This window comes from Sorangium sp. So ce119, assembly GCF_051524405.1.
GTDB lineage: Bacteria > Myxococcota_A > Polyangia > Polyangiales > Polyangiaceae > Sorangium > Sorangium cellulosum_G.
This window is the reverse complement of sequence record NZ_CP150310.1, coordinates 7369542-7388781: the sequence shown is the minus strand read 5'-3', so window position 1 is coordinate 7388781 and position 19240 is coordinate 7369542. Positions and strand designations below refer to the sequence as shown.

The following is a 19240-nucleotide window of genomic DNA, read 5'->3' as shown; positions in this document are numbered from 1 at the left end:
GATGCGCCGCCGCGCGGCGTCACGCCCTCCGCCGCCGCCCCCACAGCGCCGCCGCCCCGACCAGCGCCGCCCCCAGCGCCGCCCCCTTGCCTCGGTCTCCCTCGCCCCGCGGCTCCCCCGGCGTCGCGCAGGAGCAGCCGCCGCTCGGCCGCAGGAACACCGTCTCCTGCTGCGGCGCCTCGCACAGGTCCACGGTGAGCGGCCGCGCCGCCCTCCTCTCGCCCCCCTGCTCCAGCGGCGTCCCGAGGTTCCCCGTGTTCCGGTTGTCGTGGTGGAAGCTCTCCCACGCGACGAGCGCGTCCGTCGTCGCCTCGGTGTGCCAGGCGAAGAGCCACCCGTCGCGCGTGCCCACCGCGATCTCGAGCCTCCCGTCGCCGTCGATGTCGCCGACGGCGGGCGTCGTCGAGATCGACTGGCCCGTGAACTTCGGGAACCCGCGCGGCTCCCGGCCGCACCCGTCGAAGGCGTGCAGGAAGTAGCCGCTCGATCCCGTCAGCACCTCGGGGTAGTCGTCGCCGTTCAGATCGACGACCGCCTGGCTGTTCCCGATCGTGTGGTCCTCGAGGACGAACGGGGCGCGCGGCAGCATCGCCCCCGACCTGCCGCTCCAGATCCCGAGCAGGTGAGGCCCGTGGCGCCCCGCGCCGCGCGCGCCCAGGAGGGTCGCCGCCTCCGCCTCGGAGGCGCCCGCGGCGATGACGTCCGGGGTGCCGTCCTGATCGATGTCCCCGAGCGCGGGCTGCGAGAGCAGCGGCAGCATCGTCCGGGCCCCCGCGGCGGGCGAGAGGGGGCCGAACCTCGGATCGAGCCCGGCCTGCGCGCCCCCCTGCGCCGGCGGCAGCGCGCCCGCGGGCGTCGCCAGCAGATCCGCCTGCGCGCCGGGCGACGCCGGGAGCAGGAGCGGCGGCGCCCCGTTGCCCTGCACGACGGCCGTCAGCGCGCCGTCGATCTCCCCGACGACGCCCGACCCCGTGATCCCCTCCGCCGCGAGCGGGGCGAGCGCGAGCGACGGCATCGTCACGGGCCAGCCCGCGAGCACGGGCCCGGACGGCGCCGCCGTGCCGCGCGCGTCGAGCACGTAGACCGCCCCGGCCTGGCCGTCCTTGCCGAGCTGCTCGCTCGATCCGACGAGCAGATCCGGGAGCCCGTCGCCGTTGAAGTCCCCGACGGCTGGTGCCGCGAGGACGCGGCTCCGCGCCGGCTCCGCGGCGAGCGGGCCCGCGTAGTGCACCTCGACCGGCCAGCCGCGCAGCGGCGCGCCGCCGTCGTCGAACGCGTGGACCCGGCCGTCGAACGCCGCCTGGATCACGTCGAGCCGGCCGTCTCCGTCGAGGTCCGCGAGGACGGGTGAAGCGAACGCCCCCCGCGCGATCCGCGCGCTCGGGGACATGCACGGCGCGCTCGCGGGCGCCCCGGGATCGAGGGGGCAGGAGGGGATCTCGGGCAGCCGCACCGGCCATCCGTCCCTGACCTCGCCGTCCGCGCCGACGACGTAGATCGTGCCCGGCCAGGTGGAGATCGCGATCTCCTGCGCGCCGTCGCCGTCGAGATCCGCGATCGCGGGCGCGCCCAGGATCGGCTCGCGGCCGAGCTCCAGGTCCACCTCGCGGTACGCCGGAGCGTCCCCGTAGACGGGCGCGGCCGAGGGCGGCGCGGGCTTGGCCAGGCCGTCGGTGAGGCGCGTGAGGAACGGGAACCCGAGCAGGTCCGTCGGTCCCTTCGGCGTCATCTTCAGCACGTGCAGCGCGCCGCCGGCCGTCGGATAGACGAGCTCGCGGACGCCGTCGCCGTCGATGTCCGCCATCTTCGGGCTGCCCTCGCCGCTGTCGCCGATGGGCCGGGGGAACCCCTCGACCAGCGTCGGATCGCTGTCGACGTGGTAGGTGCGCCGCGCCTCGCCCTCGACCTTGTCGATGGCGCCCCCGTAGCGGGCGACCGCGCGGACGCGCACCGTGATCGCGCGGTCGTTCTCCCCGTGGGGGCTGTCGGGGTCGCGCGTGTGGGACAGGGAGATGGTGCGCACGTCGAGCGAGGCGAGCGGGCCCTGGATGCCGGTGACCACCGTCGGCGCGACGTTCACCTCCTCGTGGAGCACCTTGAAGTCCGCGTCGCGCGGCTGCGCGCCCGACGCCCACGCGACCGTGTAGTCGTACGTCCTCGCCCGCTTCGCCGAGATGGTCCCCTCGATGGGCACCGGCCCCTGGACCTGGTCCTTGTAGAGGACCTCGAACCACCGCGGCGACGTGATGTCGATCGCCGGCGGCACGCGCCCGTCGCGGAGCGCCTCGACGGCGCGGTTCGCGTTGACGCGCCCGTGGCCGAACCGCTGGTCGAACCCCGGCTGCGACCAGCGGTACGGCGAGTCCGGCTCCCGCGACTCCGGCACGTCGACGTCGTCGGCGCTCGCGATGAGCAGCCCCTGCGCCTCCCCCGGGGCCAGGGTCACGCCGCGCTCCAGGGCGGCGGCGTAGAGCAGCCCCGCGACGCCGGCGAGCCCGGCGGTCGCGTCGCTGGCGCAGCCGTCGCTCGACACGGCGAGCAGGTTGTTGCCGCCGAAGCTCGAGCACGGCGAGGCGTCGAGGAACGTGGTCGACGCCGTGACGGTCTGGCCGTCGTAGCGGACGGCGCTCACCGGCAGCGCGTGGTTGCTCGTCGCGGGCACGCTGTGGTGGCGCGAGCCCTGGTTGCCCATCGACGCGACGACGAGCGTCCCCGTCGCGTGGGCGTGGTCGAGCGCCGCCTGGAGGAACCGGGTGCTGTCGATCGCGGTCACCGGGCACTGCACGACGTGGGCGCGGCGGTCGGCCGCGTAGAGGAGCGCCTTCGCCAGGTCCTGCGCGTCCGCGACGTGGCTGTCGCCGACGCGCAGCGGGATGATCCTGCAGCGGGGGCAGGCGCCCGCGCCGCCGAGCCGGTTGTTCGTCTGCGCCGCCGCGGTCTTCGCGCCCTCGGTGCCGTGGCCGTTCCGGGTGTCGTCGAACGGATCGTTGTCGTTCTTGAAGAAATCCCAGCCCGCGATGTCGTCCACGTAGCCGTTCTGATCGTCGTCGACCCTGTCCGAGAAGTGCAGCAGGAGGTCCCCGGCGTCGAGCCGGCCGTTCCCGTTCCTGTCGCCCCTCGGCCGCCCCTCGGACGGCTCGGGCCTGAGCGACGGCGTGTCCTTGTAGTCCGACGCGGAGAGGATCCCGTCGCCGTTGCAGTCGAAGCCGGCGAGCTCGCCGTCGCCGCCGCACGGCGCGTCGTCCGCGTGCCGCGGCTTGTGCGGCGCGAGCTCGCCCGGGTTGAGCCACACCTTCTCGAGGAGATCTCCGTCTCCCCAGAGGATCCCCGAGTCGGTGACCGCGATCCTCACGCGCGGGTCCCCCTGCGTGAGCCGCCAGGCGAGGTCGATCGACATGCCGGTGGCGGACTCCTCCGGACGGGGGCTGAGGCGCCCGCTCGGGGTCGGGAGGAAGGAGTAGAAGCTCCACTGCCCGCTCTGCGTGGCCGAGAGGCCGTAGTCGGGGTCGATCGGCCAGCTGTCCGGATCGGCCATGTCCGACGCGTCCGCCGAGGTGGGCGGCGGCCAGTCGCCGGAGGCGTCGGACGGAACCAGCGCGCCCGCCGCGGCGCCGCCGAGCGCCCCCAGGAAAGCCATCGAGGGAAAGCGAGTGCGGCGCATGCCGGGACCCTACCATCGGTCCGTGCGCGCGAGGCAACCGGCGCTTTCAGCAGGAAATCGGCGCCTTCGTCGCGCCGCGCGCGCCCGGATCGCGGAGGTCTCCGCGCCGCGATCGACGGGGCGCGCCGCCGCTCGGGCGCGCCGGCGCCGCGGCGTCGATCAGGGCGCGCAGATCGCCGGGGTGGGGTGCTCGGCGCAGTACGCCGGGTCATCCGGCGGACCGATGCGCAGCACGACGTCCTGCGACTCGAGGCGCGGCCGCGCGCCGCAGACCGCGGGCGACGTCGCCGGCTCCGACGGCGCGCACACGCCGGCCTCGTTGGGCACGGTCCAGGCCTGGCCGGTGCCGTAGATGAGGTTGAGCGCGTAGCGCCCCTCGGGCAGGCAGCCGTACACGATCGTGATCGCGCGCCCGAACTGCCGCGAGAGCGCCGCCTCGACCTCGGCGACGTCCTCCTCGGCGATGATGTCGTTGCCCTCGCCGTCCTGCGCGCGGCTGATCACCAGGACGCCTCCCTGCGCCGGATCGGTCGGGTGCATGCACAGCGCGGCGGGCCGGACGCCGATGACGGCGCTCTCCTTCGGCCCGAGCGGCTCCGCGCCGAGCGTGGCCGTCGTCACGAGGTCCTCGTAGATCGTGAGCCCCTGGATGAGCACCGCGGGCGCGGCCTGGCCGACCAGCCTGTCGTCGCCCTCGAGCTTCGAGAACACCGAGATCGGGAAGAGCGCCGGGATCAGCGCCGAGTCCGGGACGTGATCCTCCCCGTCGATCTCTCCGTCGCCGTTCACGTCCTGCCGCGCGTACGCGAGGGTCGGCGCGGCCTCGCCGCCCACCGGCAGCGAGAGCGGGGGCGCCGCCGCGCTCGCGACCTCCTTCTGGGGCACCCCCGCGGCGAGCTGCAGGCGCAGGAGCGACGCCTCGGTGCCCGCGGGGTTCGTCGGGCTGAACACGTCGAGCAGGAAGTCGGACGCCATGACCACCTCCCCCGCGCTCTGCGTGACGCCGGACGGGGGCGCGAGCACCTCGGCGACGTGGAAGACCGGCCGCTCCAGCGGCAGCGGGAGGCCGAGGGTGACCGCGATGCCGCTGACGCGCGCGCCCGTCTCGGGGATGGGCGCGGCCAGCGTGACCTCGCGGTAGCGCGGGGCCGCGCCGCCGAGCACCTCGGCCGCGTTCTCGATCGCGCCGCCGGCCACGTCGCCCCGGCTCGGCAGGTTGGCGATGCTGAAGGTGGGGTCGAAGTTTCCATCGTGGTCGTAAAAGCCGCGGATCTGGTAGGTGCCGGCGGGCAGCGGCGACATCCTCCACGTGGCGCTCACGGTGACGGGCGGGTCGTCCGGCGCGGGGCAGCGGAGCGCGCCGTCGGGGGCGACGTCGAGCGCCGCGCCCAGGCCGCCGAACAGCTCGTCGCCGGGGATCACGTCGATGCTCGCGGCGGAGGTGCCGAGCCCCTCGGGCGGCGGCAGCAGGCGGGTGTCGAAGCCGAGCACGATCGCGGCCCCGACGACGCGGCCGTCCTTCGTGCAGGGCCGGGGGCCGGAGTACGTCACCGTGCCGTCGAGCACCCCGGCGGGGCCGCTCTGTTCCGGCAGCGGGATGAAGACGTCCGCCTCCTCGCAGCCCGGGAGGGCCGCGAGGAGTACGCCGAGCAGGGAGAGGCCGGTGCGGAGGCTGGGTCCGAGCATGGAGGTGCCTAGAGGGAGTACCGGAAGAAGCCCATGAAGCGCCGGCCGATGCGGTTGCCGAACGGGTGCATCTGCAGCGGCTGATCGCCGATGCCGTCGAGCGCGTTGAAGACGGTCGCGGAGATCTCGGCGCGGTTGTCCAGGAAGCGGTAGCCGAGGCGCGCGTTGAGCAGCGTGTACGCGGGCAGCGGGTAGATGTTGGTCGCGATGACCGTCCCCGTCGGGACCTGCTCGGCCCACTCCTGCGACGACTGGTAGTGGAACGTGACCTCGCCGTCGACGCCGACCGGCGTGCGGACCTGGACCCCCGCGTTCACCTTGTGCTGGCTGGTGCGCCTGTCCTCGAGGGCGTTGCACCCGTCGGGGCGCTGCTGCTCCGACAGGTTGAGCGCGTAGTTCGCGAAGATGTCGAGCCCCTCGACCGGGTAGACGCGGCCGCCGAGCTCGCCGCCGACGACGTGGTAGACGTCGCACTGGTTCTCGAAGCCGCCGAACCCCGAGGTGTAGCGCCCCGTCTCCGGGTTCAGCCCCCCGACCCCCTGCGCGCGCTGCGAGAGCGTCATGCGCTGCGGCTCGGCGAGCACGATGAGATCGCTCACGCGGTTGTAGTACGCGGTGACCTCGAACTCGAAGAAGTCGCTCTGCTGGTTCAGGTAGCTCGCCTCGGCGGTGATGATCTGCTCCGGATCGATGATGAAGCCGGACCGCACCGGCGGCCGCGTGGTCGAGAGCAGCTCCAGGCCGGGCAGCGCGAGCTGGATCGGCACGTCGACGTACGCCTCGAGCGCCGTGGGCGAGCGAAACGCGGTCGAGCCCGAGAGGCGGATCGCCTGGCGATCGGTCGGCTTGACGATGACGGAGCCGCGCGGCGACGGGATGAGCCGCTCCAGGTAAGGCACGTAGTCGAGCCGCCCCGAGGCGACCAGCGTGACGCGCTCGCCGAGCTTCATCGAGTCCTGGAGGAACACCGAGCCGTGGTGCTCGATCGGCATGTCGCCGTCGAGGTAGCTCCACTCGGTCGCCTTGAGCCGGTAGCCGAGGCCGATGTGGAAGTCGTGGACGACGGACGCGGGCGCCCGGAGCGTCTTCACGAACTCGAGCTCGGCGTTCACGACGTGCTGCTGCGGCCGCCCCGCGTACAGGGTGTGCCCGAGGTACGCGGCGTTGAGCAGCGAGTACCCGTCGAGGTTCGCGTAGTACGTCCGCGCGTTGATGTTCTCGCTGCGGTACGCGACCGCGACGTCGGCGTTCGTGACCTCCAGGTTGTAGTCGTTGAACGGGCCGATGCCGTAGATGTCGAGCTCGCTCCTCGCGTAGCCGGCGCCCACGTCGATCGCGCGGCGCGGCCCGAGCCGCTGCGACGCCCGGAGGTCGATCCGGACGTTCTGCGCGCCGAGATCCTGGCTCTGGCCGCTCGTCTCGAGGTCGATGCGGTCGTCCGCGACCTCGCGCGTCCATCGCGGGTAGCGCGTGTAGCCGGCGGACAGGCGGTACGCGAAGTCGCCTTCCCGCGCCGAGGCCCACACCGAGCCGTAGCCCTGCTGGTGGTCGCCGTAGCCCGCGCGGAAGCCGCTCTTCCCGGCGCCGGGCTCGATCGTGATGATGTTGACGATGCCGGCGAAGGCGTCGGCGCCGTAGAGCGCGGAGCCCGGGCCGCGCACCACCTCGATGCGCTCGATCTGGTCGACGTCGATCGAGAGCGCCTCCCAGAAGGTCGAGCCGAGCACGTCGTTCTTGACCGTGCGCCCGTTCACGAGGACGAGGAGCTTGTTCGCGAGGCGGCTGTTGAAGCCCCGCATCGAGACGTTCTCGTCGCCGCCCGTGATCTGCATGACGTCCATGCCCGCGACGCGCCGGAGCAGCTCCGGGATGCGGGTCGTCCCGGAGAGCCGGATGTCCTGGCGGGTCACGATGGTCGTCGAGTTCGGCGAGTCGAGCGGGCTCTGGGCGCCGCGCGACGCGGTGATGACGGTCTCCTGGTAGACGTCCTCGGTGCGGGCCGCGCCGACGATCCCCGCGGCGTCGGCCGGGGCCGTCCCGCGCCTCGGCGCCGGCCTCGCGCCCGGCCCCTGCGCGCCGCCCGCGGCCTGCTCGCCCGCGGCGGGCTGTCGGTCGGTGGGCCGGGCGGGGGCGTCGCCCGCGGCGGGCTGCTGCGCTCCTGGCTGCTGCGCTCCTGGCTGCTGCGGCGCGGGCGCCGTCGGCTGCTGCGGCTCGGGCGCCGGCGCGGCGCGCTGCGCGGCGAGGCGCTGCTCGAGCTGCGCCACGATCCGGGTCACCTGCTCGCGGTCCGGGGGGTCGCTCGCGATGTACTCGCGGTAGGCGGCGAGCGCCTGCTCGACGTTGCCGGCCTCGGCGTGCGCGCGCGCGATGTTGAAGACGACGTTCGGGTGCGGGAGGATCTCGTTGGCCTTCAGGAGCTGCCGGATGCCCTCGTCGTACTGCTTCTGCGCGATGAGCTCCATGCCGGCCCGGAAGTGGATGCGCGCCTCGGTGCGGGCGTCGGCGCGGGCGCCGCGCGCGGCGGCCATCGCGCCGACGAGGGCGGCGCAGGCGCAGAGCCTGCGCGCGAGCGCCGCCCTGCTGCGCGGCCCCGCGGCGCGGGCGTCGTTCGTCGGGGGGAGCGCCGGGCCGGCGTCGCGGCGGCCGTGCGAGCAGGAATCGGAAGACGACATGGGTTCGCCCTGTCCTCAGCGGGGCCGGGGATAACGGCGATCCTCCGGCGACATGGGCCGGGGCGCGACGGCGATCCCGGCGGGAGCTCGGGAGCATCCACGGAGCTGCTCCCCACATCACATCGAACACGTCCTCCACGCGCGGGCGCCCGGTACGCCCCTCGCGCGAGCGCGAAGCCACTGCGGCGATGTCACGAGCTTGCAAACGCGAGAGCGCCGCAGACTCTACCAGAGTTGCCCGGCGCGCGTCCGCGCTCGTCAGTAGGGGTTGCTCTTGTACGGCGCGCTCTTCGGGACCTTCGCGACGTTCGCGACGTTCGACCTGGGCTTGCTCGGGGTCCCCGGCGCGGAGCTCGCGGCCGGGTCGAGCTTCGCGCGCACCCGCTCCTCGGCGCTGGAGACGCGCACGGTCGCGGGCTCGTAGCCCTGCTTCTCGAAGACGAGCTCGTGCTCCGACGCGAGCGCGGCCGCCGACCCTCGCCACACGATCTCGCACGGCGTCTCGGCGCAGAGCTCCTTGTTGCCTTCCCTGACGGCCGCCCCGGGCGGCGCGCTCTCGACGTGCAGCGTGCGCGCCGCGGGCGTGAGCGGCGCGGCGGGCGCCGTCTCCGCGGGCGGCGTGCTCCCCGCGCCGGGCTCGCGCGCCGGCGCGCCCGTCTGCGCGATCGGCGCGCGCGACGTCACCACGGCCGCGACGCCGACCCCGGCCGCGACGACCGCGGCGATGGCCCAGGGCACCAGCCTTCGCCCCGGGCCGGCGCCGGGCTGGGTCGCGGAGAGCCCCTCCACGGGCGGCGCCGCGCGCGGCCCCATGGAGTCCGTGATCGAGGGGGCGACGAAGGAGGGCGCCGCCGGCGCCTTGAGCGCGCTGTCCGTGGCGAGCGGGCCCGTGAGCGTGGGGGGCGAGCTCGTGGGAGGCGACGAGTTCGGCGTCGAGAGGCCCGGGAAATCGCCGGTCACCGTGGAGTACGACGGAACCGACGGGTACGACGGGTACGACGGCGCCGACGGGCGGTGGCTCGCCATCCCTGTCCGCGCGGGCAGCGTCTCGCCCGTGTCGCGCGTGGAGATGCCGCCCGCGGTGAACTTGAGCGCGGCGACGAGCTCGTTCATCGACGAGAAGCGCTGCGCCGGGTCCTTCTCGAGGCAGCGATGGACGATCCCCTCCATCGTCTGAGAGATGGAGAGCTGCGGGTTGTACGTCTGCATGGGCGGGACCGGGTCGTTGACGTGCGACATGAGCGTCCCGACGCTCGCGCCCTTGTCGAACGGCACGTGGCCCGACAGCATCTCGTACATCATCACGCCGAGCGCGTAGATATCGGTGCGCGGGGACACGTCGTTGCCGGAGATCTGCTCGGGCGCCATGTACTTCGGCGAGCCCATGAACAGGCCCTGTTGCGTGAGGTTCTCGCCGCTCTCGGTGTCCTTGACGAGCCCGAAGTCGAGCACCTTCACGTGGTCGTGCTCGTCCTCGTGATCGACGAGCAGCACGTTGCCCGGCTTGAGGTCGCGGTGCACGACGCCGAGCGCGTGCGCCTCGCGGAGCGACCGGCAGATCTGGCGGGCGATGTGCGCGGCGCGCGCCTCGGGGAACGGCCCTTCCTCGCGGAGCACGCGGTGGAGGGTCTTCCCCTCGATGTACTCCATCGCGATGTAATAGATATCGTCGTCGCTGTGGCCGTAGTCGAACACGGTCACCGTGTTCGGGTGCGTGAGCTTCGCCGCGGTCGACGCCTCGAGGAAGAAGCGACGGTGGAACTCGGGATCGTGGTCGCCGTCGTACTTCGGGCTCAGCACCTTGAGCGCGCAGATGCGGCCGAGCGGCGCCTGCTCTGCCCTGTAGACCTTCCCCATGCCGCCGCGCGCGATGACGCTGACGACCTTGAAGCGGCCGTTGATGACACGCCCTAGCAGCGGGTCCGGCGCGGCAGCCTTCGATGTCCTCGAGCTGCCGGTTACCTCTCCCTGTCGGCCGTCAGGCATGTCGTGCCTCTCCTCGGGCAGCGTGAGGAGGTGAAGATTGGACGCACAGCAGCCGCCTCAGGAGCAGTGTGACTGAGGCGACTCTGACGTGTCAATCTGCAGTGCCACGACACGCGCTTGAAATGCGTGGACTTCGGTGCGCTGCCGTCCGGACGGTCGGTGAGCGCGGCGACGGCGCGCGGCGCTGAGCGCCGGCGTCCGGGAACGAACGTGGCTGTCGCGTCACCGACGTGAAACAGAGCAGCGCGTGCTCCGTTCGGGGGGAGCTGCGTCACGCTGCGTTTGGATCGTGGACGGACGCGCGGGTGGATCGTGGACGGACGCGCGGGCGTCGCGGTGGTGGAGGGGCTCGCCCGGGCGGCTCAGCGGCGGACGGCGATCGCGAACAGGAAGCCTCCGCCCGGCAGAGGGCCGCCGATCCAGAGGCGGTTCGCCTCGTCGGCGACGAGCGAGAGCGACGTGCCCGCCGTCGCGAGATCCAGGAGCGGCGCCGGGGCGCCGTCGGTCTGCACGCGACCGCCGTCGTCGGCGAAGGCGACGGCGACCGGCGCGAGGGCCTCGTAGGTCGCGGGGTCGGTCGGCTGGAAGACGACGAGTCCGGGCGCGCCCTGCTCGGGCGCGAGGGCCGCCAGGCCCATGCCGCCGCCTGGCAGCGTGAAGAGGGCGTCGCCCTCCGTCGGCCCGGCGCCGCGCGCGATCGCGCCGGCCGCGAAGCCGCGCGCCTGCTGCGATCCGTCGGCGGCCGGGAGCACGGCGAACACGTTGCCGCGCCGATCGGCGGTGACGGGGCCGGAGCTGTCGCCCCACGCGGCGACGGCGGCGGGCGCCGCGCAGCTCGCGTCGTCTTCCGGCACGAGCCGGGCGTCCTGCCCCGCCGCGCCGCAGCTCTCCGCCGCATAGAGGCCGCTCGACCCCGCGGTGGGATCGCCGAGCGGCGACAGCCCGGTGTAGAGCAGGCGCCCCTCGACGGCGGCGGCCGTGAAGAAGCCGTTCACCTCGTAGCGCTGCGCGACCGCGCGGTCCTCGATCAGGATCAGCTCCCCGAGCGTGTCGGGGAACGCGCTCGTCCACGAGATCGCCGTCCAGCCGAAGAACGGCAGGTCCACGGCCTGGCCGCCGAGGAAGGCGCCGGCGGGGACGCCCGCGTCGACCTTCTCCCGCGCCGCGGTGAGATCCCCGGTGGCCCCGTCGGGCGGCGTGAGCCGCACGATCTCCGCCGCGCCCCCGGCGTCGCTCCGCACGAACATCGGTCCGCCGTGCCGCCCCCACGTCACCGAGGCGAAGCCGATGTCCTCGTCGGTCTGGTAGGCGGCGACGGCGCACCACGCCGGGTCGACCAGCGAGAAGAGCGCGTCGTGCGAGCCCGCGTCCAGGCACCCGACGCCGTCCGGGCCGCCGCCGCCGCCCGACGCTCCAGCGCTCCCATCCGTGTCGTCGCCGCAGCCCGCCGCGAGCGCCGCCGCCGCGCAGAGCGCCGCCGCGGCGAGGTTCGTTCTTCCGTGTTGGATCCAGCCGTCCCAGCGCATCGTTGCCTCCAAGGAGCCGCGGCGCTGCGGTCCGGCCATCGCGCCCGTCGTGGGCTCTCCGGACCCGCGGGGGCCGCGCCGCGCGGCGCTTCACCGGCTCGCTGGCCCGGCGGACCTCGCGGCGCCAGCGCCGGCGCGCGGCCGTCAGCGCCGGGCTGACCGAGCCGCGTAAACAAATCGGCGGCCATCGTCAAGAGATCCCGGCGCCCGGGACGTCAGGGGCGGCGATCTCGGCCCAAACCAGCGGCGGGGCGGCCGGTGTTGCCCTGTGTCCGGCCTGTCCCCCAGAACGACCGTTGCGCTCCACGTTCAGATGGACGACGCTGTGCGCCGCAGCCGGTGTCGGGCACGCTCCGGTTCGCGCTCCTTTTATCCACCGCGGGCCGTGACCAAGACACCCCCCCCTCCCATCACTGCCGGAACGGTCATCAACGATCGTTACGACATCCGTCAGAGCCTCGGTAAAGGCGGCATGGGCGAGGTCTTCCTGGCCTTCGATCGCTCCACGCAGCAGACCGTGGCTCTCAAGGTGGTCCGCGAAGAGTCGCGCATGCCAGGCGACGACGAGGCGCTCCGCCAGGAGCTCCTCCTCGCGCGCTCGGTGGGCCACCCGAACGTCTGCCGCGTGCACGACCTCGCGCCGAGCCCGTGGGGCCCCATCCTCGTGATGGAGCAGATCCCCGGGCAAACGCTCCACACGCACATCCGCAAGCGCAAGGCCCAGGGTGGCTACACGGCGGACGAGTTCCGCAAGATCGCGAGCGAGGTCTGCAACGGGCTCGCGGCGATCCACGCGCAGGGCCTCGTGCACGGCGACCTCAAGCCCGGCAACGTGATGGTCTCCGAGGGGCGGGCGGTCATCCTCGACTTCGGCTTCGCGCAGGAGCGCGCGCGCGCCTCGGCGCGCCGCCCCGGCGCGCCGCCCGACGGCGGCACGCCGAACTACATGTCTCCCGAGCGGCTGCGCAACGGCGGCGCGAGCCCCGAGGACGACGTGTACGCCATGGCGCTCACGCTCTGGGAGATGTGGACCTGCCGCGTCCCGGAACCCGGCTACAAGCCGCGGCTCAAGACGATGAAGCAGCAGATCATGTTCGACGTGCCGGCGGGCCTGTCGATCGACGAGGTGCGGCAGATCTTCCGCGGCCTCAACGAGGACCCGTCGATGCGGCCGCAGGCGCGGCACATGCGCTTCTTCAACCCGTCGCAGCTCACGACGAGCCCGATCCAGCTCCCGCGCGAGCGCCTCGATCCCGGCCCGCCGCCCGGCGGCGCGCTCAAGCTGAACTTCACCCCCGGGGCGCAGTCGCTGCTCGTGACGTACGCGACGAACGCGCCCGAGATCGTGGGCTCGCTGCTCCCGCTGCACGACACGAAGCTCGCGCTCGGCCGCCGCAGCGATCAGAGCCTGTGCGTGCCCGAGGCGACCGTCTCGGGGGCGCACGCGATCCTGAAGTGGCAGACGGGCTCGTGGCTCATCGAGGATCAGGGCAGCACGAACGGCACCTACGCGGACTTCAACTACGAGCGCAAGTCGCAGGTCTCGCTGCTGCACGGCGGCGAGGTGCAGGTCGGCGAGTGCCGGATGAAGCTCGTGACGTTCGGCCCGGACTCGCCGCAGCACCGGCGCGCGAAGCAGTACCTCGCCAAGCGCGACGGCCTCACCGGCCTGCTCGTGCGCGAGCACCTGATGAAGGCGATCGACGAGGACGGCCTGTTCGCCGACTGGGCCGAGGTCCCGATGCAGGTCGCGCGCTACGAGCTGCGCGGCCCGAACCGGCAGGTGAGCGAGCGCCCGACGATCCTCGAGATGCTCGCGCTGCGCAAGGCGGCGCAGCGGGTGATCGATCTGACCGAGATGCTCCTCCTCAGCCTCACGCCCGCCGTCGCGGGCCGGACGGGGCCGCTCAAGTTCGTGGTGTCGATCGTCGGTCCGAGCATCGACGAGGCGCGCCACGTGGTCGAGCAGGTGGTCGCGCAGGTGCAGGGGATGCTCCCCGAGACGCTCGAGCTCGGCGCGACGCTGGTGAAGGGCGAGCCCGGGCGCCCGGCGCGGACGCTCATCGACTGAACCCGAACGCGTCCGATGAACAGCCGGCCTCCGTTCCCGTCCAGCCCGCCGTCTCAGCCCTCGCCGTACCGCTACCTCGGTCGCGGCGGCAGCGAGCGCCCCGTGCGGCTGCAGATCATCATCGCGCTCGTCGCGGGGCTCATCGTGGTGGCGGTGCCGCTCTACCTGTGGCGCCGCCCGCGGCCCGAGTCGATCCCGTCCGCGGACGCCGCCACGGCGGACGCCGGCGCCTACGCGTGGGACGCGGGGGCGCTCGCGGACGCGGGCGCCGGGCTGCCGGAGGGCGTCACGCTGTCGCCGTTCACCACGATCCGCTGCGAGAACCCCGGCCCGGGCAGCACCCCGCCCGACCGCTGCGACCACGTCACGTTCTTCGAGGACGCGCTCTCGCGCGCGATCCGCGACAACGTCCAGTGCGCGCCGACCGGCAAGACGAGCATCACGGTGAGCTTCGTCCTCGAGATGGACTTCCGGCGCAAGCGGACCAACCTCTACGTGGGCAAGTCGACCACGGTGAGCCGCGCGAGGACGAAGGAGCTGCTCCGCTGCGTGAAGCGGGCGATGCCCACGCCGGACTGGGGGACGATCCCGCACCAGTACGTGAAGTACAAGGTCAACGTCATGGCGACCTACCCTGCCAGCGAGTCCTTCTGAGGCGAGCGGGCCTTGCGTCGCGCATCGATCGTGCTGGTGCGCTGCGCGCTCTCGCTCTCCGGGGCGCTCCTCGCGGGCGCGGCGCACGCCCAGCAGCGCGCGCCGGCCGCGGCCGCTGAGCACGCGGGCTACTCGAGCTACGAGAGCGCCACGATCGATCGCGCCCTCGCGCGCCTCGGCGCGACGCTCGATCCTGCCCCCGAGGGCAAGATCGTCGAGGGGATCGACGTGGTCCCGTTCGAGGTGATCGAGGACCGCGATCCGGCGCCCGGCTTCCTGAACTGGTTCCACGTTCTCTCGAGGCCGTACGTCATCCGGCGCGAGGTGCTGCTCTCTGTCGGGCGCCCCTACGAGCAGGCGCTCGCCGACGAGTCGGCGCGCATCCTGCGCGGCCTGAGCCAGCTCTCGCTCGTCCTCGTCTTCGCCGTGCGGGGCAGCGCGCCGGACAGGGTGCGGGTCGCCGTCGCCACCAAGGACGTCTGGAGCCTGCGCCTCAACTCGAACTACCGCTTCGCCGGCGGGCAGCTCGAGTACCTGTTCCTGCAGCCCGCCGAGACGAACCTGTTCGGCGTCCACCACACCATCGCGGCGCAGCTCGCGCTCGATCCGGGCGCGCTCTCGCTCGGCGTCGCCTACGCGATGCCGCGGGTCGGGGGCAGCCGCGTGCGGCTGCGGACCGAGCTGAACGCGATCGTCGGTCGCGAGACCGGCGAGCTCGAGGGCTCCAGCGGGACGTTCGTGTACGGGCAGCCGCTCTACGCGACCGAGGCGGAGTGGGCCTGGGAGGCCGAGGTCACCTGGCGCGACGAGGTGACCCGCCGCTTCATCGGCACGCGGCTCGCCACCTTCGACGCCGCGGCGACGCCGGCCGACGACCGCATCCCTCACCGCTACCGGAGCGATCTCCTGGTCGGCGGCTACACGGTCACGCGCAGCTTCGGCGGCCGCGGCGCGGGGAGGTCGGCGGGCGTGAAGCACGACGTCTCGGTGGGCATCGAGGCGAGCCGCAAGGTCTACCGCGCGGACGAGCGCGCGGGCTTCGCCCCGTCGGCGGTCGCCGAGTTCGAGGAGCAGGAGATGCCTGTGAGCGACACCCGCGTCGCGCCGGTGCTCAAGTACTCCACGTACTCGACCCGCTTCTCGCGCGTGCTCGACTTCAACACGCTCGCGCTGCAGGAGGACTACCGGCTCGGCCACGAGCTCTCGATCGCGATCTACCCGGTCACGACCGCGCTCAACTCGACCCGGAGCTTCCTCGGCGTCTCCGCCGCCGCGGCGTACACGGTCGCGCTCGGCGACGGCCTCGCGCGCGCGGTGGTCGAGACGGTCACCGAGCTCGATCGATCGCAGATCTTCGACGCGTCGATCGAGGCGCGCGCGCGCGTGCACACGCCGAGCTTCGGCGTCGGGCGGCTCGTGTTCGACGTGCGGCTGTTCGACCGTTACCGGAACTACCTCAACCGGCGGCTGGTGCTCGGCGGCGACACGCGCCTCCGCGGCTATCCGTCGGCGGCGTTCATCGGCGAGGACGTGCTCTCCGCGAACCTGGAGTTCCGGACGCGCCCGCTCGAGATCTGGTCGTGCCAGATCGCCGGCGCCGCCTTCTTCGACGCCGGTGACGCCTTCAACGGCTACGACGACCTGCGCCTCAAGCAGTCGGCGGGCTTCGGGATACGGGCCCTCTTCCCGCAGCTCAACCGCGTGGTCATGCGCGCCGACTGGGGCTTCCCGCTCACGCGCGGCTACAAGGAGCCCGACGCCCTCCCGGGCGACATCGTCGTCACCTTCGGTCAGGCGTTTCCGATGCTCCCTGCGGACGAGTAGGCGCGCCGCCCGCGCCGCGCGGTCCCTCCCTGGCCGGCGCGCCCGCCGGGGGGGCCTCGGCCACGCTCGCCACCCGGGCGCGGTGCGCCGCGAATGCCGGCTGCAGGCCGGGCGGCACCGGCTCCCGATCGAGCGCCGCCAGCGTCTCCTCCTCCGGCCTCCCCGCGAGCAGCGCGTGCCAGGCCTGCTCGAGCGCGCGCCGCAGGCGCCCCGCGTCGTCCTTCGGCGGCTCCTTCCGCTTGCCCCCCGGACCGTGGTCGTCCGCCCCCGCGCGCGCCTCGTGGAACGCGCGCGCAGCGTCGCCCCGGTGCGTGTAGCGGCCGCCCTCGAAGCCCGCGACGTCGAGGAGATCCGGCGCGATGGGATCCCCGTCCTTCACGGGGGCGCGTCCGGCCAGCTCCAGCGTTCCGTCCTGGTCGACATCCAGCGCAAACCGCGGGGGCACCGCGAGCTCGACGGCGTACCTCGAGGCGCCGAACGGCTGCACGGCCCATACTTCCAGGTCGCCTGCCTCGTTGCCGAGCACGACGTCCGGAGCGCCGTCGCGGTTGAGATCGGTCCCGGAGCGGAACATCCCGAGCTGCTCCGCCGCGTCCGGCGCCGTGCCTGGCAGGAGCGACGGCACGAGCCGGGTCGCCTGGCTCCGGTCCACGCGCCCGCTGTCGAGGGGCCCGGCCGCCATGACCACGCCCCGCGGCGTCGCCACGCGCACGGCCGAGGTGCGGCGCCCGAGCGCGTCGGTGCCGGCATAGCCGCGCAGCACCACCTCGCCGCCGCCGCGCGGGAGCCCGCCGCGGAGCTCGACCTCCAGCTCGAGCCCGAGCTCGGCGGCCTCCACGTCGATGGCGCGCAGATGCGCGTCGAGGTCCGGGGGCGCGACGTACGCGCCGAGGGGCGGCTTGCGCGCGGCGCCCCAGGGAGAAACCTGATGATCGCTGGCGCAGGAGAGGAGCAGAACGCCCATCGTCAGCGTGAGCTTTTCTGTTACCGTTCCCGTCCGCATGCGCCTGCTAGTCGCCGATAAAATGGATCTCTCGGCTCTGGAAGAGCTCAAGGTACTCGGGATCCAGATCGAGTCCCGGCCGGAGCTGACCAAGGACACGCTTCCGGCGGCCCTGGACGGAATCGGCATCCTCGTCGTTCGTTCGACGGAGGTCACGGCGAAGGCGATCGAGGCGGGACGGCAGCTCAACCTGATCGTGAGGGCCGGGGTCGGCGTGGGCACGATCGACGTCGCGGCCGCGAGCGCGCGCGGCGTCTACGTGGCGAACTGTCCCGGCAAGAACGCCACCGCGGTCGCGGAGCTCACGATGGGGTTCATCCTCGCGCTCGACCGCCGCCTGGTCGACGCGACGTCCGAGCTCCGGGCCGGCCGCTGGGAAAAGGCGAAGTACTCGGTGGCCCGAGGCCTGTTCGGCCGGCGGATCGGGATCGCGGGGCTCGGCGCGATCGGCCGCGAGGTGCTGCTGCGCGCCCGCGCGTTCGGCCTCGAGCCGCACGCCTGGTCGCGCTCCCTGACGCCGGGGCGCGCCGCCAAGCTGGACGTCAGCTACGCCCGGACGCTGGAGGATCTGGCCGCCCGCTCGGACATCTTCACCATTCACCTGACGGCGACGCCGCAGACGCGTGGCATCGTCAGCCGGAGCGTCCTCGAGGCGCTCCCCGACGGCGCCATCGTCGTCAACGTCGCGCGCCCCGAGGTGCTGGACTACGCCGCGCTCGAGGAGCTCGTCCCGCGCAAGGGGCTGCGCGTCGGCCTCGACGTCTTCTCCAGCGAGCCCGACAGGCCCTCGGCGCCCTTCGAGTCGCACCTCCTCGGGCGAGGGCTCGTCTACGGGACGCCGCACGTCGGCGCGCAGACGGAGCAGGCGCAGCGCGCCGTCGCCCTCGAGACGGCCCGGATCATCCGCGCCTTCATGACGGAGGAGGAGCTCCCGAACGTGGTCAACATCTGCGCGACCTCGCCCGCTCGCTACGCGGTCGTCGTCCGGATGCTGGACAAGGTCGGCGTCCTCGCGAACACCCTCAGCGTCATGAAGCGGCACGGGATCAACATCGAGGAGATATCAAACACCGTCTTCGAGGGGGCGACTGCCACCTGCACGAAGATGCGGGTCTCCGGCCGGCCGAGCGAAGCCTGCCTGAAGGAGATCGCGGCGTTCGAGGAGGTCCTGCATGTGGATATCGTCGCGCTGCCCAACCTCGCGTGACCGCGTGACCCTGGCGTAGCCGCCGTGAAGCGCCGCGCCGTCGGCCTCCGGCGCGGCGCGGCGTGGGGGGACACGCACGGACGAGCCGGCCGGGAGATCCCCGGCCGCGCAGGGGCGGTTTGCCCGTATCCCCCCTTGCATGAAGGCCCGCATTCGACTAGCTTGTCCGCCGACAACTAGGCGGATCCGCTGAGCCGGGTTCCCAGTTCGGGAATCGGCTCTTTTTTTTTGGCGCAGGGGCGCCGGGCACCGTCGCTCGGGGTTCATGGCGCTGAAAAGTCCCGGATTCCCCAGGGCTGACGTCTCTCACATGCCGGAACCGATGGAGCCTACGACCAGAGCCGTGTTCGATCTTGGTCGCGTCCGCGACGCGATCGCGCCGGTGCTCGCCTCGCACGGGGTCACGCTCGTCGATCTCGAGTGGACCACGGAGCGGGCGGGCTGGACGCTGCGGCTCACGATCGAGCGCGAGGGGTCGGCGGATGCGGGCGGCGGCGTCACCCTGGAGGACTGCGCGGACGTGTCGCGCGACGTCTCATCGGTCCTCGACGTCGAGGATCTCATACCCAATCATTACAACCTCGAGGTCAGCTCTCCAGGCCTCGATCGGCGGCTGCGCACGGAGGCCGAGTTCGCTCGCTTCCGCGGTCGGACGGCGAAGGTGAAGCTGTCGCGCCCCGCGCCGGACGGTCAGCGGCTGCTCCGGGGCGAGCTCCTGGAGTCCGCGGAGGGGCGGGTCGCGGTCCTGGTCGACGGCAAGCAGATCGAGGTCCCGTTTTCGGATGTCGTGGAGGCGCGCCTCGTGTTCGAGCTCGCGTCGCAGCCCAAGCCCAAGAAGGGGCAGCGTCAGGGCAAGGAGGCCGCCAAGGGGTCGGCTCCGCGGCCGGCCTCACAGCGGAGCGAGCGCGGCTCCGAGAAGCGCAAGTAGAGAGAAGAAAGATCAGGAGACA

Annotated in this window: 11 protein-coding genes; 5 read left to right on the top strand and 6 right to left on the bottom strand. The window is 73.2% G+C overall.

Going from position 1 to position 19240, the window contains the following annotated elements:
• Positions 1 to 19: 19 nt before the first annotated feature.
• The 5 genes from WME76_RS27800 to WME76_RS27780 form a co-directional block, all read right to left on the bottom strand.
• Positions 20 to 3661, bottom strand: coding sequence for a S8 family serine peptidase (locus tag WME76_RS27800; RefSeq protein WP_437955294.1), 3642 nt, complete (start codon positions 3659 to 3661; stop codon positions 20 to 22).
• Between the two features lie 159 nt (positions 3662 to 3820).
• On the bottom strand, positions 3821 to 5347 hold the full coding sequence (locus WME76_RS27795; RefSeq protein WP_437955293.1) for a hypothetical protein: 1527 nt from the start codon (positions 5345 to 5347) through the stop codon (positions 3821 to 3823).
• Between the two features lie 8 nt (positions 5348 to 5355).
• Positions 5356 to 8019: a TonB-dependent receptor domain-containing protein gene (locus WME76_RS27790; RefSeq protein WP_437955292.1), complete on the bottom strand. Its 2664-nt coding sequence runs from the start codon at positions 8017 to 8019 to the stop codon at positions 5356 to 5358.
• A 258-nt stretch (positions 8020 to 8277) separates the two neighbouring features.
• Positions 8278 to 10005: a serine/threonine-protein kinase gene (locus tag WME76_RS27785; RefSeq protein WP_437955291.1), complete on the bottom strand. Its 1728-nt coding sequence runs from the start codon at positions 10003 to 10005 to the stop codon at positions 8278 to 8280.
• Between the two features lie 362 nt (positions 10006 to 10367).
• Positions 10368 to 11531, bottom strand: a complete 1164-nt coding sequence (locus tag WME76_RS27780) for a hypothetical protein (RefSeq protein WP_437955290.1) — start codon at positions 11529 to 11531, stop codon at positions 10368 to 10370.
• A 385-nt stretch (positions 11532 to 11916) separates the two neighbouring features.
• On the opposite strand from WME76_RS27780, the gene WME76_RS27775 reads away from it, so the two are divergent.
• Genes WME76_RS27775 through WME76_RS27765 form a run of 3 tightly spaced genes read left to right on the top strand, consistent with a single transcriptional unit; the run spans position 11917 to position 16080 of the window.
• On the top strand, positions 11917 to 13602 hold the full coding sequence (locus tag WME76_RS27775) for an FHA domain-containing serine/threonine-protein kinase (RefSeq protein WP_080682436.1): 1686 nt from the start codon (positions 11917 to 11919) through the stop codon (positions 13600 to 13602).
• A gap of 15 nt (positions 13603 to 13617) precedes the next feature.
• Positions 13618 to 14256: a hypothetical protein gene (locus WME76_RS27770; protein WP_433927756.1), complete on the top strand. Its 639-nt coding sequence runs from the start codon at positions 13618 to 13620 to the stop codon at positions 14254 to 14256.
• A gap of 12 nt (positions 14257 to 14268) precedes the next feature.
• Positions 14269 to 16080, top strand: a complete 1812-nt coding sequence (locus tag WME76_RS27765; protein WP_437955289.1) for a hypothetical protein — start codon at positions 14269 to 14271, stop codon at positions 16078 to 16080.
• On the opposite strand, the gene WME76_RS27760 is transcribed toward WME76_RS27765, so the two are convergent.
• A complete protein-coding gene (locus WME76_RS27760) occupies positions 16037 to 17044 on the bottom strand; it encodes an FG-GAP repeat domain-containing protein (RefSeq protein WP_437955288.1) in 1008 nt (335 codons plus the stop codon). The genes WME76_RS27765 and WME76_RS27760 overlap by 44 nt on opposite strands.
• A gap of 37 nt (positions 17045 to 17081) precedes the next feature.
• On the opposite strand from WME76_RS27760, the gene WME76_RS27755 reads away from it, so the two are divergent.
• The gene (locus tag WME76_RS27755) at positions 17082 to 18290 is read left to right on the top strand and encodes a phosphoglycerate dehydrogenase (protein WP_437955287.1); all 1209 of its coding nucleotides are present in this window, start codon (positions 17082 to 17084) and stop codon (positions 18288 to 18290) included.
• Between the two features lie 343 nt (positions 18291 to 18633).
• Positions 18634 to 19218 carry a ribosome maturation factor RimP gene (rimP, locus tag WME76_RS27750; protein WP_437955286.1) on the top strand — a complete coding sequence of 195 codons (585 nt, stop codon included), beginning with the start codon at positions 18634 to 18636 and terminating at the stop codon, positions 19216 to 19218.
• Positions 19219 to 19240: the final 22 nt, after the last annotated feature.

Coding starts and splice junctions, on each gene's coding strand:
- WME76_RS27755 (WP_437955287.1), top strand. CDS start 17,082: ATGCGCCTGCTAGTCGCCGATAAAATGGATCTCTCGGCTCTGGAAGAG.
- WME76_RS27795 (WP_437955293.1), bottom strand. CDS start 5,347: ATGCTCGGACCCAGCCTCCGCACCGGCCTCTCCCTGCTCGGCGTACTC.
- WME76_RS27780 (WP_437955290.1), bottom strand. CDS start 11,531: ATGCGCTGGGACGGCTGGATCCAACACGGAAGAACGAACCTCGCCGCG.
- WME76_RS27770 (WP_433927756.1), top strand. CDS start 13,618: ATGAACAGCCGGCCTCCGTTCCCGTCCAGCCCGCCGTCTCAGCCCTCG.
- WME76_RS27760 (WP_437955288.1), bottom strand. CDS start 17,044: ATGGGCGTTCTGCTCCTCTCCTGCGCCAGCGATCATCAGGTTTCTCCC.
- WME76_RS27800 (WP_437955294.1), bottom strand. CDS start 3,661: ATGCGCCGCACTCGCTTTCCCTCGATGGCTTTCCTGGGGGCGCTCGGC.
- WME76_RS27785 (WP_437955291.1), bottom strand. CDS start 10,005: ATGCCTGACGGCCGACAGGGAGAGGTAACCGGCAGCTCGAGGACATCG.
- WME76_RS27790 (WP_437955292.1), bottom strand. CDS start 8,019: ATGTCGTCTTCCGATTCCTGCTCGCACGGCCGCCGCGACGCCGGCCCG.